The sequence below is a fragment of the Flavobacterium cupriresistens genome (assembly GCF_020911925.1).
In the GTDB taxonomy this organism is placed as follows: Bacteria; Bacteroidota; Bacteroidia; order Flavobacteriales; family Flavobacteriaceae; genus Flavobacterium; species Flavobacterium cupriresistens.
Map to the genome: position 1 here is coordinate 673,814 of NZ_CP087134.1, position 17,090 is coordinate 690,903.

At 37.4% G+C, this 17,090-nt stretch carries 10 protein-coding genes; 9 read left to right on the forward strand and 1 reads right to left on the reverse strand.

The window, feature by feature from the left end:
* Positions 1–40 precede the first annotated feature (40 nt).
* Both LNP23_RS03205 and LNP23_RS03210 read left to right on the forward strand, forming a co-directional pair.
* A complete protein-coding gene (locus tag LNP23_RS03205) occupies positions 41–1,732 on the forward strand; it encodes an Ig-like domain-containing domain (protein WP_230003700.1) in 1,692 nt (563 codons plus the stop codon).
* 218 nt (positions 1,733–1,950) lie between these two features.
* Complete coding sequence (locus tag LNP23_RS03210; RefSeq protein WP_230003701.1) at positions 1,951–2,391, forward strand: cytochrome c oxidase assembly factor Coa1 family protein; 441 nt, start codon at positions 1,951–1,953, stop codon at positions 2,389–2,391.
* 20 nt (positions 2,392–2,411) lie between these two features.
* On the opposite strand, the gene LNP23_RS03215 is transcribed toward LNP23_RS03210, so the two are convergent.
* Complete coding sequence (locus LNP23_RS03215; RefSeq protein ID WP_230003703.1) at positions 2,412–3,179, reverse strand: nitrilase family protein; 768 nt, start codon at positions 3,177–3,179, stop codon at positions 2,412–2,414.
* 513 nt (positions 3,180–3,692) lie between these two features.
* On the opposite strand from LNP23_RS03215, the gene LNP23_RS03220 reads away from it, so the two are divergent.
* From LNP23_RS03220 to LNP23_RS03250, 7 genes are all read left to right on the forward strand, one after another.
* On the forward strand, positions 3,693–6,929 hold the full coding sequence (locus tag LNP23_RS03220; RefSeq protein ID WP_230003705.1) for a SusC/RagA family TonB-linked outer membrane protein: 3,237 nt from the start codon (positions 3,693–3,695) through the stop codon (positions 6,927–6,929).
* An 18-nt stretch (positions 6,930–6,947) separates the two neighbouring features.
* The gene (locus tag LNP23_RS03225) at positions 6,948–8,450 is read left to right on the forward strand and encodes a SusD/RagB family nutrient-binding outer membrane lipoprotein (RefSeq protein ID WP_230003706.1); all 1,503 of its coding nucleotides are present in this window, start codon (positions 6,948–6,950) and stop codon (positions 8,448–8,450) included.
* Between the two features lie 365 nt (positions 8,451–8,815).
* Entirely contained in the window at positions 8,816–11,971 is a 3,156-nt protein-coding gene (locus LNP23_RS03230) for a SusC/RagA family TonB-linked outer membrane protein (protein ID WP_230003708.1), read from the forward strand.
* Positions 11,972–11,982: 11 nt separating this feature from the next.
* Positions 11,983–13,512: a SusD/RagB family nutrient-binding outer membrane lipoprotein gene (locus LNP23_RS03235; RefSeq protein ID WP_230003710.1), complete on the forward strand. Its 1,530-nt coding sequence runs from the start codon at positions 11,983–11,985 to the stop codon at positions 13,510–13,512.
* A 14-nt stretch (positions 13,513–13,526) separates the two neighbouring features.
* Complete coding sequence (locus LNP23_RS03240) at positions 13,527–14,846, forward strand: gluconate:H+ symporter (RefSeq protein ID WP_047776775.1); 1,320 nt, start codon at positions 13,527–13,529, stop codon at positions 14,844–14,846.
* A gap of 4 nt (positions 14,847–14,850) precedes the next feature.
* On the forward strand, positions 14,851–15,318 hold the full coding sequence (locus LNP23_RS03245; RefSeq protein ID WP_047776773.1) for a RidA family protein: 468 nt from the start codon (positions 14,851–14,853) through the stop codon (positions 15,316–15,318).
* A gap of 731 nt (positions 15,319–16,049) precedes the next feature.
* Positions 16,050–17,081, forward strand: coding sequence for a sugar kinase (locus LNP23_RS03250; protein ID WP_230003712.1), 1,032 nt, complete (start codon positions 16,050–16,052; stop codon positions 17,079–17,081).
* Positions 17,082–17,090 lie beyond the last annotated feature (9 nt).

A 17,090-nucleotide genomic window follows, 5' to 3' on the forward strand; every position in this document is an offset into this window, starting at 1 on the left:
AATATAATCGTTATTTTGTGCAATCAAATTTAAAAACGTTATGTTGAAAAACAACTTCAGATATATTTCACTTTTATTAGTCTTTTTAATGTTGAGTTGCGCCAAAAGAGGCAGCATAACGGGCGGATTAAAAGACACCCTGGCTCCCGTTTTAAAATACAGCTCACCGAAAAATTTCACGACTAATTTCACAGGAAAGGAAATCACCCTGACTTTTGACGAATACATAAAACTTAAAAACGTCAACAAACAGCTGATTATCTCGCCACCAATGAAACAAGAGCCGATAATCACACCCTCTAATGCCAGTAAATTTATAAACATAAAATTTAGAGACGCTTTACAACCTAATACCACGTACAGTTTAAATTTCGGACAAAGTATAACAGACAACAACGAAGGAAATCCATACAACCAGCTGAAGTACGTTTTTTCTACGGGCAGTTATATCGATTCGCTTTCTATTAACGGAACAATCAAAGATGCCTACGAGAAAAACGTCGACAATTTTGTCTCTGTAATGCTTTACGAAGTCAACGATACTTTTAAAGATTCTGTAATTTACAAGCAAAATCCGAGATACATCACGAACACGTTGGACAGTTTACGAACTTTTAAATTAGAAAATCTAAAAGCCGGAAAATATCTTTTGGTAGCCTTAAAAGACAAAGGAAACAACAACAAATTCAACCCTAAAGAAGATAAAATCGGGTTTCTGAAAAACTACATTACAATACCAAACGATACTGTTTTTGAACTGGAATTATTCAAAGAAACCGTTCCGTTAAAAGCCTTAAAACCGATACAGGCTTCCGGAAACAGACTGTACCTCCCTTACGACGGAAAACAGAATTTCAAAAATAAAAAGCCAAAAATTGTACTTAAAAACAAGTCCGAAATTCTGGAGACGATTGTAACACAGTTCCCTAAAAAGGATTCCTTACAGGTGTGGTACAAACCCATAAAAACCGACTCCTTATCGATGGAGATTGAAAGAGAAAATTACAAGAAAAAATTCACTTTTAAAATCAAAGACCAGAAAAAAGACACCTTAAACATAAAGGCGGTACAAAGCGGAACAATCAACTTCATTGAGCGATTTACCTTAGAGACCGAAACACCTTTGGTAAAATTTGACAAATCTAAAATCAAATTGATCAACAAGGATTCTGTCGCAGTTGATTTTACTACTGAATATGATGAATTCGATCAGAAACTCTATGTAGATTTTAAGAGAGAACCTCTGGAAAAGTACAATTTCACCTTTTTCCCGGGAGCTTTGACCGATTTTTACGAAAAAACGAACGATACTTTATCGTATAAATTAACCACAAAAGAATACGAAGATTACGCCAATCTTAAATTGAATTTACGAAATGTAAAACGTTTTCCGATTATTGTAGAATTGATAAACAAAAAAGGAGATAAGATCATCGCAACGGAATATTCTGAAAGCAAAACCAATTTTGAATTTAATCACATAGAGCCCGATTCATTTAGTATTCGTGTAATTTATGATGACAATAAAAATAAAATATACGACACCGGAAACTATCTGGAAAAACAATACCCTGAAGAAATCAATTATCTACAGGAAGCTTTTGACGTGAGAAGCAACTGGGATTGGTCACAGGATTTTGACTTAAGCATTCAGTACAATCCTGAACTGGAGAAAAAAGTCGACGATAAAAAGAAAAAAGAAGAAGCAAAAAAGAAAAAGACCGCCTTCTAACTTTTAGTTCAATAAAAGTATTCGATCAAAATAAAATAAGCTCTCAAAATAAAGATTTCGAGAGCTTATTTTTTTATAGAGAAATCGCAATTGCGTTAGAATCAATCGGATCTTTCGAAGAGAATCTCTCAATATCATTTCCTATTGAAGGTGTTTTTATTCCTTCTTCAACTTAAAACTTCACTAATTTTAAACTAAATTCAACAATAGACTAAAAAATGGAAAAAACAGAGAATGAATTAGTGCTAAGAAAAAGCTGGTGGAGCAGAAACTGGAAATGGTTTTTACCACTAACAATACTATCAATTCTAAGCTTTGGATTTATTCTATCGTCAAATGTTGCAGGGAGTACAACTGATATTATTCAGGCCTATTCCGATAATTCTCTCTTTGAAGGTGCTATACAAAAAGCCAACTCGAATCAGGAAGTTTTAAAAATTATTGGCACTATAACACCTCTTGACCAATTAGCCATTTTAGAAGGAAACACCTCGTATTCTACAGGCTATAATTCTGTTCATTCTTCTGTTAGAATACAGGGCACTAAAACCAAAGGCAAACTGGATATCACAGCCTTCAAAAAAGGAACAGGATGGGCATACACAAAAATTGTAATTCGCATTAAAAATTCAAAGGAAGAAATCACCGTTTTGGACTAATTCTTAAAGTTTTTATTTCATTAAATCGTAATAGTAAAATCATCCCTATCACTTAAGAAATCGAGTTTTTTACGGGTTTCGAGCATTGTATTTTTATCAATTTCAACCACAAAAACACCTTCGTTTTCTTCAGGATCTAAAACAGGATTCCCGAGAAAATCTATCACTTGGGAGTGACCGACATGCTCGTACTTATTCGCATCCAACCCTACTCTGTTTACCGCCACTACATAACTTAAGTTTTCGATTGCACGCGCTTTCAGCAAAGCATCCCATGCATTTATACGAACTTTCGGCCAGTTGGCAACGTATAAAAGCAGGTCGTAATTCTCTACATTCCTTGCAAAAACCGGAAACCTCAAATCATAACAAATCTGAAGACAGATTTTCCAATCTAAATATTCCACGATTACTTTCTGGGTTCCACCGGTATAAAATTGGTTTTCTCCGGCCAGCGAAAACAAATGACGTTTATCATACTGCTGCATTTCTCCATCCGGAAAAACAAACAACATTCTATTATAGTACTGCCCATTTTCTTCTATAATCAAACTTCCTGTAATAGCACATTTATTTTGCTTTGCTAAAGATTGCATCCAGTGCACCGTTTCGCCTTGCATCGTTTCGGCGACTGCTTTCGCATTCATAGTAAATCCGGTCGAAAACATTTCGGGAAGCACAATCAGGTCAACTGCTTGCGTAATTCCATTGATTTTTTGCTCAAAATGATTTCGATTTTTATCAGGCTGTTCCCAATATAGGTCTGATTGAATAAGTACAATTTTCATCTTACAAAAATACCTTTTTTTAAAGCATAAAAAAACCAATCCTCCTTCCCGTTTTACAAAACCCCAACCCAAAAGGAAGCAAACCCAGTAAACATCGGATTTTTAAGAGAAAAACAACATTAACAAAAATAATATTGCAAAAATATTGCATTATTTTTGCAAAAATATCGCTTATAATGGATATAAATTATATATATTTGACCGCGAATAAAAAAAGTAACCCCTTAAAAAACATTCAATTATGAGAAAAAACACCCCGTTTATCAGGCAATACACCCGTAAAATCATTTACGAAAAATTGTAAAATATTATGCAATAAAAAAGCATAAAACAAAAATTTAACAGGTAGAACTGCTGTGTTGAGTGCTGTACTATTAAAGCACAGGCCGCATTAAACCAATAGAGAAAACACTACATTTTGTTTGTAAGAAAATCTCGAAATCAAACGAATTAAAAACGCTTTAACACCAAAACACATCAATCAACAACCCACCACTAACTAAAACCAAGATAATGAAACAAACTATTTCAATATTTATACTATTTTTTACTATGCAAATCGCAACAGGACAGGTAAAAACTGTCAAAGGAACTGTTACCGATTCTAATGGCATAACACTACCCGGAGCCACTGTGCTCCTGAAAAATGAGAAAAAAGGTGTCACCACCGACTTCGATGGTAAATTCTCTATTGAGGCAGAAAAAGGGCAAACCCTTATCGTTTCGTTCTTAGGACTGGAAACCGTAGCTATCACAATAGATAACGTTGCGACCATTAACGTACAACTAAAAGAAGCTCCCGCAACAGTTCTTTCAGGAGTTGTAGTTACTGCACTTGGCATAAAAAGAGAAAGAAAAGAACTGGGTTATTCCTTTCAGGATGTAAAAGGAAAAGACCTGGCCGACAACCCGACAATAAGTGTCGCACAATCTCTATACGGAAAAGTAGCAGGGGTAAACATCTCTCAAACCACAGGAGGTATCGGAGCCAGTTCCCGCATCGTCATAAGAGGAAACCGATCGATTAGCGGAGACAACCAGCCACTTTATGTTGTCGATGGTGTTACTTTAGGAAACACCGGGTTAGCCTCAATAACAGATTCTAAATCCGCAAGATATGCCGAAGGAGCCGATAACGGAGATGGATTATCGAGCTTAAACGTGGATGACATTGAAAATATTTCTGTGCTAAAAGGAGGAGCTGCCAGTGCGCTTTATGGAGAACGTGGCGCCAATGGAGTCATTGTTATTACGACCAAAAAAGGAAAAAGAAACTCTTTAAAAGCAGAATGGAACAGCACTACTACTTTTGACAAAATCAGCACCAACTACAAAGATTTTCAAAGAGACTACGGTACAGGATCAAACGGTCTGCTTCCAAATACCAACGATATTGCAAACGGACGAAATGCCACCACCAGCGCTTGGGGACCAAAATTCGGATCAGCCGGCAACAATACAGTAAGAATCTTTGACGGATCCTACAAACCTTATCAAAACGTAAACAACAATATCAAGGACTTCTTCAGAACCGGAGTAACTGCGATCAATAGCTTTAGTCTATCCGGAGGAGGAGATAATACGGCCTTTAGATTGAACTACTCTAATCTTGATGCTACTGATGTTATCCCTAAAAGTGCTTTAAAAAGAAACACTTTTACATTAGGTTTTAATTCGCAGATCGACAAACTTACACTAGACGCCAAATTTACCTACATTACAGAAAACACAGACAACAGACCTTCCCTATCAGACGATGCCGGTAACCTTGGATTATCAGTAGCCGCTATAGCACCGAACATTGACCAGTCCTGGCTAAAAAACTATGAGGATGAAAACGGCACGTATTACCCATGGAATGCAGATCCAAACCGACTAAACCCTTATTTTGTATTAAACGAAAATAAAAACGAAACACAGAAAAACAGAATACTGGGTAATTTCAGCGCTACTTATGCACTTAACAGCTGGCTAAACGCTACAGGAAGAGCAGGAATTGACCGTTTTACATTTGAAAGCTCCGATTTTGTTAATGCCGGAACCACCTGGTCACAAAGACAATCAGGATACCTGGCCAATAGCAACACTACCTTTCAAGAATACAACACAGAGGTTTTATTAAATGCTCAGAAATCATTCGGTGATTTTAATATCAATTTAGGTGCCGGTGCTAATCAACGAAATACCCAAAGAGTCATTACAGGAAATGTATTCACAAACATGATTACTAATGGAATAAACAAACAATCGAATTTTCTTTCCGGTATTCCCAGCTCCAAAATCAATGATGAAATACTGGTGCGCTCCGTATACACCTACTTAAGAACCAATTACAAAAACTATTTATTCTTAGATTTCACAGGTCGTAATGACTGGAATTCAACGCTTGCCTCAGCAGTAAGCTCCTCCGGCAACAATAACTATTCGTACTTTTATCCGTCTGTATCTTCCAGTTTTATTTTTACTGATGGTTTAAACATTACCAGCGAAGTATTGACCTTTGGAAAAATAAGAGCCTCTTGGGCAGGAACTGCAAAAGCACTGGAAGCACCTTATTCAACTGCCCTCAACTACAACATACAAGCAAAGCCTTTATTAGGAAACCCAATCGGTTCAGTAGTAAACAACATTGTCCCAAACAATGCTCTAAAACCGGAATTCACCACCAGTTATGAAGCGGGAATCGATTTAGGATTCTTTAAAAACCGTTTGCAACTAGATCTATCCTACTATTACACCAAAACAAAAAATCAATTAATTGTATTAAACACTTCACAAACATCCGGTTTCGTAGGAGCAAATGCGAATGCGGGTACGGTTGAAAATAAAGGTTTTGAAGCTTTAGTAACGGCCGGTATTTTCAGAGATCCTAACGGATTCAACTGGGATATCACGCTTAACTTTGCGAAAAACGAAAACAAATTACTGGAATTAACAGACAAAACAGACCTACAAGTAATCTCTAATGCAAGATGGGCAGGCGCACAAATTGTTGCAAAAGTAGGAGAAAGCTCTACGCAGATTTATGGGAAAAAATTTCAAAGATCACCTGACGGTCAAATCCTGATAGACGACAAGGGTAATCCTATATTAACGCAAACCCTTGAAAATTTAGGGAAAACTGCACCCGACTGGATTGGAGGGGTTATTAATGAATTCTCTTATAAAGGAATAAGTCTTAGAGCTAATTTTGACATGAAATTTGGAGGCAAAATGTATTCCATGACCAATGCTCTTGCTGCTTCTACAGGACTATCTGATGTAACTATCGAAGGAAGAGAAGAATTCAATGCATGGGTTGCCCAACAAATTGCAGCAGGAAAAACGCCAACAGAAATCGGGCAATTAGCTCCCGGCGCAGGACTTATTGTAAACGGGGTAACCGAAATTAAAGACATCAACGGCAATGTAACCGGATACCAAAACAATACTACACCGGTGAATCCTCAAACGTATTGGAGAAATCTGTACGGAGATGACACCACTCCGGAACCCTTCATCTATGACGCATCCTATGTTAAACTGAGAGAAGCCTCTATTAGTTATGACCTTCCTAAAAAATGGTTAAAAGGAACCGGATTTGACCGATTTAAATTTTCAGTAATTGGAAGAAACCTATGGACCGTTTATTCTAAAGTTCCAAACATCGATCCGGAATCTACTTATACAAACGGAAACGGTCAAGGTTTTGAATATGGTTCTCTTCCTTACAGAAGATCTTATGGCTTTAACTTACAATTATCATTCTAATCCACTAATTTGATCCAAATGAAAAAATATATACAACAGTTAACAAAATATGTACTGGGAATGATTCTGGTACTTACCACAACTAATTGTGCTGACGACGATCTTTTCAGAGAAACCAATACCAATCCGGAAACTTTCGTATCGGTAGACCCTTCAACACAATTAACGGGAATTCAAGCCGCAATGTCGGGTGGCTGGTTTGAACAATGGAGAGCAAATCTTATCTACGGAGAAGGATTTATTCAACATCTTGGCGGATCTTGGCCTGTTGCCAATTATGGTTCTTTTTTTATTGCATCCAGAGAATACCAAGAAGCGCTTTGGATTTCAAATTATGGCGGTGGACTCGTACGTAACCTTGTTGATGTTCTGGAAAAAACCAATGGAAAACCAGAGTTCAACAATCTAAACGGAATGGCAAAAGTATTAAAAGTAATGACCTTTCAGCGCTTAACCGATTTGTATGGAGACATTCCGTATTCTGAAGCAGGTTTAGGTTATTACAAGAAAATTTTCTATCCAAAATACGACAGTCAAAAAGACATTTATACCGATTTTTTTAAAGTTTTGGATGAAGCCCAAAATCAAATGCAACCCCAATCTATCCCTACTAAAGGAGATCTGTTTTATGCCGGCGATGCGGCTAAATGGAAGAAAATGATTAGTGCATTAAGACTTCGTTGCGCCATGAGAATCTCAAAAGTAGACCCCGCTTTGGCAAAAGAACAAATCTTAAAAGCCGTTGCTAATGGACTGTTTACAAGCAACGCCGACAATTGCTACATGAAACATGACGCAACACTTCCGGAAACGGCAGGTGCTTTGAACAACGGTAACGGAGTATCACAGGGACTAAAAGGCAGCGGTCCTGTATACGATCATCCAACCATTACCATCCTGAACCTATTAGGTAATGATCCCCGAAAAAAAATATGGTTTCGACTAAATCCTAACGGGATTTACGAAGGAATCAATCCGAATAATTACAGATGGGATCACTTACCATCGAGCAACAACCTGTCAGAACTCCAACCTTATTTATACGAAAATAGCGCTCCGTACCTTCATTTTACTTATTCTGAAGTAATGCTTCTTCTAGCCGAAGCTTCTTTTAAAGGACTGTATACCGGAGACGCCAAAGACTATTACAAAAAAGGAATTGAAGCAGGAATCAGACAATGGTCTATATTTAAAGACGAAAGTATAATTGATAATGCGGCAATTAACACTTTTCTGGCAACCAAAAATCTTACACCCGGAAAAGAACTGGAAGAAATTGCGACGCAACAATGGTTAACATTCTTTTTAAACGGAATAGAAGCCTATACCAATTACAGACGAACTGACTTTCCAGTTTTGATTAAAATTACGCGTCCTGCCTCCGGAACTAACGGAATTATGCCAACAAGAATGCCTTACCCAATAGAAGAATCCACAAGCAACAGAGACAACTATTTAGCTGCAAGTGCAAAATACAACAACAATAGTTGGTTAGCCAAAGTTTGGTGGGATGTAGATTAATTTACAAGCCTTTATAAAAATCACATACTTCCTTTTTTTATTAGTACCACTCGAAATTCACACCGAATTATGGGTGGTACTTTTTTTGAATTGCCATTGGTTTCAACCAGCGTCTATCGAACCCCTTTTCGATCAAAAAATACGATTTTTCAGCCAAAATTACTTTTTTCGCAGAAAACCATTCTGTGCAAAAATTTCTCAAAATACCACTAAAAACAACACTTCTTTTGGAATAAAAAAATACTTCAGAAAAAAAATCTGCAAAAAAAATGCATTTTGTGCAAAAAAAATGCAAATTTGTAAAATTAATTTCTATATTTGATTGCCGACTAAACCAAAAAAAAAAACATGAAAACCAAAGTATTATGAAAACAAAGCTAATTTCATTAGTGTTTGTTGGAGGAATGATCCTCTCAGCAAATGCAAACGAGGTTGCAATTAAAAAGCACCTTATTGAACAAAAAAGCAGTCAGATTGAAATTACGGGTCAGATAAAAGGCCAAGATGACGGAATGCCAATTGCAGGAGCCACCATCATTGCAAAAAGCAATAACAAAATAGTAACCATCACGGATGAATCCGGAAATTTTAAACTAAATGTTCCGGAAAATGAGACTGCAATCATCATCTCATACATGGGCTATGAAACGACCGAATACAATCTGGAACGCACTACAAATATTGTTATAAGCCTAAAACCAGCTGAAAACGTTCTGGAACAAGTTTTAGTAACTGCATTAGGAGTTAAAAAAAGCAGTAAAGCCATATCTTATGCGGTAACCGAACTTAAGGGAACCGAATTTACGAAAGCAAAAGAGACTAATATCACGAATGCTTTAGCCGGAAAAATTGCCGGTGTAAACGTTAGTGCCACTGCCACGGGCCCGACGGGATCAACGAGAGTTGTAATTCGTGGAAATGGTTCCTTAAACGGAAACAACCAACCGATGTATGTTGTCAATGATTTACCTATAGACAACACCCAACTGAACTTGCCCGGAATCGGTAACGGAGCGGGATCTCCAAGAATTAACGTAGACAGAGGAGACGGAACATCTGTTATAAATCCGGATGACATCAAAAGTATTACTGTGTTAAAAGGAGGAACTGCTGCTGCTTTGTACGGTGCAAATGCCGCAAATGGTGTTATTTTAATCCAAACCAAAAGAGGAACAGCACAAAAGGGAATCGGTGTAGAATACAATAGCTCTTTTACTTTTGAAACTCCGTCTATCAAACCGGACTGGCAATACGAATACGGATCCGGTGCTTTGGGCAAAAAACCCACAACAAAAGCCGAAGCTATAGAATTCGGACGTTGGTCCTGGGGAGCAAAAATGGACGGATCAGATGTTATTCAGTTTGATGGTGTAAAAAGACCTTACTCCCCTCAAAAAGATAATATTAAAAACTTCTACAAAACCGGAACAACCTTCATCAACTCTATCGCTTTATCGGGAGGAAGTGAAAAAGCAACGGGACGTCTTTCACTAATGAATATGGACAATGAAGGCATTGTTCCTAATTCGAGCTTTAATCGCAAAAGCGTTAACATTTCGACCAATGTGAATTTAACAGATTGGCTAAAATTTGATGTTGTAGCGCAATACAACATTGACAAAACAGACAACAGAACAACCGTTTCTGATGCCGAGGCAAATCCAAACTGGGGAACTTATATGATTGCCAACACCGTAGACATCAGAAATCTTTCTCCGGGATATGGTCCAAATGGTATTGAAACACCTTGGAACCCTGTTGCCGTTGCCACCAATCCTTACTTCGCAGTTAATCAAATTAAAAACAGCGATACCAAAAACCGTTTCATCGGAATGTTAAACGTAAAAGTAAATTTTACTCCTAACTTATTCCTTCAAGGACGAATCGGGCAAGATTTTACCAATTATGATTTCTATGGTTATATCCCAAAAACAAGTTTAAACAATCCTGTTGGATACGGACAAGGTTCAAAAGTAAAGTTGTCTAATGTCAACTCTGAAGCAATCCTTAATTATACCAAGAAAAACATTTACAATGATTTTTCTTTAAACGCTTTAATTGGTGTCAATTCCCGTACTTCTTTGAGAGACGAAATCAGAATAGACGGATCCAACTTTGTATTGGATAATTTCTACTCGCTAACAAACTTAGCTACTATAACTTACAGCTATCCTTATGGAAAAACCAAAACAAACTCGGTTTATGCAGCTGCTGATTTAGATTATAAAAATGTCGTTTTCTTAAACTTTACAGGACGTCAGGATTGGTTCTCGACTCTTTCATCAGAAAACAACACGATTTTTTACCCTTCAATTGGAACCAGTGTTATCCTATCTGATCTTGTAAAAATGCCGGAATGGATTTCATTCTCTAAACTAAGAGCTTCGTGGGCACAAGTTGGTGGTGCTACTCCGGATCCTTACGCTTTAAATCAGTCTTATTCTATCATTCAGGGAGGACATAACGGTCAACAATTACAAGGTACAACGGGTTCAAGAGTTCCAAATTCTACGTTGAGTCCACTGACTTCCACAACGTTTGAAGTAGGAACAGATATCGGTTTTTTCAACAATCGTTTGAATCTTGATTTAGCCTGGTACAACCGTGTAACCACTAATGATATCGTTGAAACTACCATCTCTAATGCATCAGGAGCCAGAACTGCCTTATTGAATCTTGGAAAAATGAGAAATGAAGGAGTTGAAGTTTTATTAAGCGGAAAAATCATTAACTCAGAAAACTTCTCGTGGGATGCCAGCATCAATGGATCTTACAACAAAAATACAGTTGAAGCACTTGCAGATCACTTAAACTCCATCACAATGGCAACTTCTGTAAACGGATACGTTACCATAGCAAGTGATGTTGGTCGTCCTTACAGTATTATAAAAGGATACAAACCTTTAAAAGATGCTAACGGCAATACAGTATACAATGTTAGTGCCGGTACTGCAACAGTAGCACAAGGTCCTCTGGAAGAATTAGGTCAGGGAGTTCATCCTTGGGCAGCAGGTATTAGTAATGAATTCAAATACAAATCAGTATCATTCAGCTTTTTAATTGATGGTAAATTTGGAGGAGATTTATATTCCGGTACAGATTTGTACGGAACTCGTATGGGATTAACCAAAATGACTTTAGAAGGTCGTGAAAATGGATTGCCAATTTCGGGCGTAGATCCTAGTGGAAATCCGGTTAACATGGTTATTTCACCGGAAAACTTAAGAACTTACTATGACGGATTAAGAAACATCTCTTCTTATTTTGTTTACGATGCCAGTTTTGTAAAATTAAGACAAGTAATCATCGGATATCAGTTACCAATCGAAAAGATCAAAAGCCTTTCCAGACTTCAAGGTGTTTCTGTTTCCTTTATCGCGAGAAACTTATTCATCCTTTACAAGAAAACACCAAACGTAGACCCGGAATCGGTATTTAGTGCCGGAAATGCTCAAGGTGTAGAACAATTTGGAGTACCAAGAACAAGAAGTTTTGGTTTAAGTTTAAATGTTAAATTTTAAAGTACAAAGAAATGAAAAAGACATCTATTTTATATATAGCAGGTATACTTTTAGGAAGCATGACAGCCTGTACTAAAGATTTTGAAGAAATAAACACGAACCCTAATTCTGTTGAAGTAGCCAATCCAAATTTCATATTCAGTCAATCACAACTGGACGGATTAAACAACAATTATTTCTTTACCAATGTTTTAGAATGTGGGGGTATGTTGCAACATTATGCCACTTACAAAGAAGCATCCGGTGTTGGAGATAAATACCTGAGCAACGAGGTATACTATTCTGCGTATTTCAATCGAGGTTATCCAACTGCAGTAAATGAGGTTCAAACGGTGATTAATTTACTACAGAATAATCCTCTTGACAGCAACAGACTTAACATTGCAAGAATCTGGAAAGTTTACATCTACCACCGCATGACCGATTTGTACGGAGACGTTCCATATACGGAAGCGGCGAAGGCATATTCGAATGAACATTTTCTTCCTAAATACGACAGTCAGGAATTCATCTACAAAGATTTATTAAAAGAACTTGATGAAGCTGCGACCGCATTAGACCCTGCAAAAACAAGCTTTGGCAAAGCCGATCTTATATATGACGGTAATATCCCCAAATGGAAGAAATTTTCATACTCTTTAATGCTTCGTTTAGGGTTAAGATTAACAAAAGTTGATCCGGCATTGGCCAAAACCTGGGTTACAAAAGCCATCGCCGGTGGTGTAATTGTAAACGGAACCGACAATGCACTTATGAAATATACAGATGGTCCAAATGATTTTAACAGAAACCCGGCCGGTATTGATTCCAGAAGTATTGATTTCACAAAAGACTCCTTTGGTCAAAAAAATGTGGAAGGCGGGAAACTGGCCAAAACGTTTATCGATGTACTAAAAGCTACAGCTGACCCAAGGATCAGTGTTTACTCAGGTGTTTGGCAAGGAACAACGCAAAACACTGCGGCCGACGTTCAAAAAGGTTTTCCAAACGGACTTAAAACACCTCCAACAGCAATAGAACAAGCCACTTTTTCTGAGCCAAATCAGGGTACCGTTTTTAGATATGACGCCCCTCTTGTAATCTTAGGCAATGCCGAAACTAATCTTTATTTAGCAGAAGCTGCAGCAAGAGGTTGGTACACTGCCGAAACGGATAAAGATTTATATGAAAAAGGAGTTAAAGCATCGTTCCTTAATATGGGAATTTACGGTGCAACTTATGCCATCACGGATGCAACACCTTATTTAACAGCTAATCCTTTTAACGCGGCAGGAACTTTTGAGCAAAAAATGAATCAAATACACTCTCAGATTTGGGTCGCTTTGTTTGTAGATGAGCAGGAAATTTATTCGAACTGGAGAAGAACAGGTTACCCTGCTCTGGTACCGGTAAACTTTCCCGGCAATGTCACAAACGGAACAATACCAAGACGTTTGAGATACCCTGTAAGCGAATATTCGGTGAATTCAGCTAACTTAGCTGAAGCCATCAAACGCCAGGGAGCAGACACATTCACAACAAGAACATGGTGGGATAAATAATATAATAGAAATAAATGAGCATTTTAATTCTTACTGCCTGTATTGCCTTTTTAATCCTGCAAATTGCCTGGTTTAAAATCAATCCTTTTATCGCATTTATTATCACAGCTTTATTAGCAGGTCTTACTTTAGGCCTGCCGATAGACACTTTATCACAGACAGTGCAAAAAGGTCTGGGCGAAATGTTAGGCTCCATAACGCTGATCATCGTATTTGGAACTTGCATTGGAAAACTCACTGTTTCGTCCGGAGCAGCCAATGTTATTGCTAAAACTGTTATGGGATGGACAGGTAAAAAATACGTCCGCTTAGGCCTAATGATTACCGGATTTATTGTTGGGATACCTCTATTTTATAGTGTGGGGTTTGTTTTGTTAGTTCCATTAATCTTCTCAGTAGCCCATCAATTTAAACTATCAAAAGTATATTTAGGAATCCCTATGCTTGCGTCACTTTCAGTAGCGCACGGTTTTTTGCCTCCCCATCCGTCACCAATGGCATTGAGCAGTATTTTAAATGCAGACATTGGCCTTGTTTTGGTGTATGGAATTATAATCGCTATACCGACTATTTTCATTGCCGGTTTGTTATTTTCAAATTTGCTTAAAAACATTAAAACACAATCTAATCAAGAAATTTTAAATGTAGAAGAAATTGCAAACGAAGGCAAACTTCCGAGTTTTTCCGTTAGTATATTCTCTGCGCTATTTCCTGTTTTTGGATTAACACTGACCTCGTTATTACCCTTTTTGACTAACAACGAAACAGCTCTTAACATAGGCAAAACACTTGGTGAACCTAGCATTATAATGTTAATCTCACTATTGATCTGCACTTACACTTTAGGTACAAGAATGAACAGAAGCTTAAAATCCGTAATGGATGATTACGCAACTGCCATTAAAGATGTTGCCTTAATCGTTTTAATTGTTGGTGGTGCAGGAAGCTTAAAAGAAGTCATGATCGTCAGCGGCGTTAACAACACCATTGTTGATTTGCTAACACAAACAAGCATTCATCCCTATATATTGGCCTGGATGATGGCTGCAATAATTCGTATTTGTGTTGGTTCTGCAACAGCTGCCGGCCTAATGACTGCCAGCGTTTTACTACCTTTATTACAAGCCAATAACCTAGACCCCAATCTACTAGTATTAGCGGTAGGAGCCGGAAGCTTAATGTGCTCCCATGTAAACGATCCTAGTTTTTGGATGTTTAAGGAATATTTTAATATCAGCCTGAAAGATACATTCAAATCATGGACCGTCATGGAATCTTTAGTATCGGTTTTAGGAATCATTTTCGTTTTTATTTTAAACTCAATTATACATTAATATCATGAATTTATTACCACAAGAAAAATTTGAAACATTAGGCTTATCCTTACCACCGGCACCACAGCCGCTTGGTATTTACAAACCTTATTTAGTTGATGGTAAATATTTATACCTGTCAGGACACGGTCCGGTTCGCGACGACAAATCCTTAATCATCGGAAGAATTGGCGACGATATGGACATTGAAGAAGGAAAACTGGCCGCAAGACAAGTTGGTCTGACGATGCTTTCTACAATTGTAACCAATTTCGGAAGCCTGAACAAAGTAAAAAGAGTCGTAAAAGTCCTTGGTATGGTAAATTGTACGGAAGATTTTTTAAGACATCCTTATGTAATTAATGGCTGCAGCGAATTATTTGCTGAGGTATGGGGTCAGGAAAACGGAATTGGAGTACGAAGCGCTGTAGGAATGGGCTCTTTACCTGATAATATCCCTGTAGAAGTAGAAGCTGTTTTTGAATTATTCTAAAATACAAACCAGGAATGCCACGGATTTAAAGGATTTAAGATTGTTCGCCACGAATTACTCGAATTTTCACGAATTAATTTAACGCAACGATTGGTGTAAATTAGTGTAATTCGTGTTCAAAAAATGCCACAGATTTAACTGATTCAAAGGATTAAAATTGTTGGTCACGAATTGCTCGAATTTTCACAAATTAATTTAACGCAACGATTTGTGTAAATTAGTGTAATTCGTGTTCAAATAATGCCACAGATTTCACTGATTCAAAAGGATTAAAATTGTTGGCCACGAATTACTCGAATTTTCACGAATTAATTCATCGCAACGATTTGTGCAAATTAGTGTAATTCGTGTTTAAAAAATGCCACAGATTTCACTGATTCAAAGGATTAAAATTGTTGGTCACGAATTGCTCGAATTTTCACGAATTAATTTAACGCGACGATTGGTGCAAATTGGTGTAATTCGTGTTCAAAAAATGCCACAGATTTCACTGATTCAAAGGATTAAAATTATTTGCCACGAATTACTCGAATTCACCGAATTAATTACACGCAATGATTTGTGTAAATTTGTGTAATTCGTGGCTAAAGAAATATTCAACAGATTAAAATTGTTTGCCACGAATTGATCAAATTCCCCCGGATTAATTATACGCAGTGATTTGCTATAATTGATAAAATTCGTGGCTTAACAAAATCTTTACGTTATTAATCTGTACAAAAATTATAAACATGAATACAAATACCTCACAAACAAAAATTACAACTTTTGGAGAATTATTACTCCGAATGAATGTCGCGAATGGATATCGATTTACGCAAGCCAACGAAATGCGCATTCATGTTGGCGGAGCCGAAGCCAATGTTTGTGTTTTACTTTCTCAATTAGGAATCCACACCGATTATATCACACGATTGCCTCAAAATGATTTGGCACAATTAGCCTTAAACGAACTTCAGAAATACAAAGTAAACACTTCGAATTGCATTTATGGCGGAGAACGTCTGGGACTGTATTTTGTTGAAGCCGGAAATCAAATCAGACAATCGCAGGTGATCTATGACCGAAGTAACTCTTCTTTCGCCACCATTAAAGAAAAGCAAATTGACTGGAATCTTGTTTTGAACGATGCCACACATTTTCACTGGTCGGGAATTAGTCCCGGTGTTTCTTATGAAGCTGCATTGGTTTGCAAAGAGGCCATTCTTGCTGCACACCAAAAAGGATTACCGATTTCTTCTGACTTTAATTTCAGATCGAAGCTATGGCAATACGGCAAAAAACCGGCTGAGGTTATGCCCGAACTGCTTCATTACAGCACCATCACTATTGCCGATTTAGACGCAATCGAAATTTATTTCGGAATCAAAACCGACACCAAAGAATCCGATGTCAATCGTTTTCAGAAAACATTCGAATTATTAAAAGCAAAAATGCCTTTTCTAAAAACGCTTGCGATGAGTTTTAGAAAATCAGACGGGCCGGCTCATTTGTATAAAGGGTTATTGGCACATGAAGATCATTTTTACGAAACCACAGAACACAAAATACAATTGGTAACCGACCAAATTGGTTCGGGAGATGCCTTTACAGCAGGTTTGCTTTACGGACTCAACAAAGCCTTTTCCGGTCAGGAAATTATAGATTGGGCAACGGCCTGTGGCGTAATTAAACAAAGTATACCGGGAGATTTTGCCATCAGCACCCCAACCGAGATCAGCCATTTTATTAAAAATGGCTCAAGTAATAGAATTAACAGATAAATTTCCCCA

Excerpts from the sequence above, each read along its gene's own strand:
- LNP23_RS03205 (WP_230003700.1), top strand. The coding sequence starts at position 41 with ATGTTGAAAAACAACTTCAGATATATTTCACTTTTATTAGTCTTTTTA.
- LNP23_RS03210 (WP_230003701.1), top strand. The coding sequence starts at position 1,951 with ATGGAAAAAACAGAGAATGAATTAGTGCTAAGAAAAAGCTGGTGGAGC.
- LNP23_RS03215 (WP_230003703.1), bottom strand. The coding sequence starts at position 3,179 with ATGAAAATTGTACTTATTCAATCAGACCTATATTGGGAACAGCCTGAT.
- LNP23_RS03220 (WP_230003705.1), top strand. The coding sequence starts at position 3,693 with ATGAAACAAACTATTTCAATATTTATACTATTTTTTACTATGCAAATC.
- LNP23_RS03225 (WP_230003706.1), top strand. The coding sequence starts at position 6,948 with ATGAAAAAATATATACAACAGTTAACAAAATATGTACTGGGAATGATT.
- LNP23_RS03230 (WP_230003708.1), top strand. The coding sequence starts at position 8,816 with ATGAAAACAAAGCTAATTTCATTAGTGTTTGTTGGAGGAATGATCCTC.
- LNP23_RS03235 (WP_230003710.1), top strand. The coding sequence starts at position 11,983 with ATGAAAAAGACATCTATTTTATATATAGCAGGTATACTTTTAGGAAGC.
- LNP23_RS03240 (WP_047776775.1), top strand. The coding sequence starts at position 13,527 with ATGAGCATTTTAATTCTTACTGCCTGTATTGCCTTTTTAATCCTGCAA.
- LNP23_RS03245 (WP_047776773.1), top strand. The coding sequence starts at position 14,851 with ATGAATTTATTACCACAAGAAAAATTTGAAACATTAGGCTTATCCTTA.
- LNP23_RS03250 (WP_230003712.1), top strand. The coding sequence starts at position 16,050 with ATGAATACAAATACCTCACAAACAAAAATTACAACTTTTGGAGAATTA.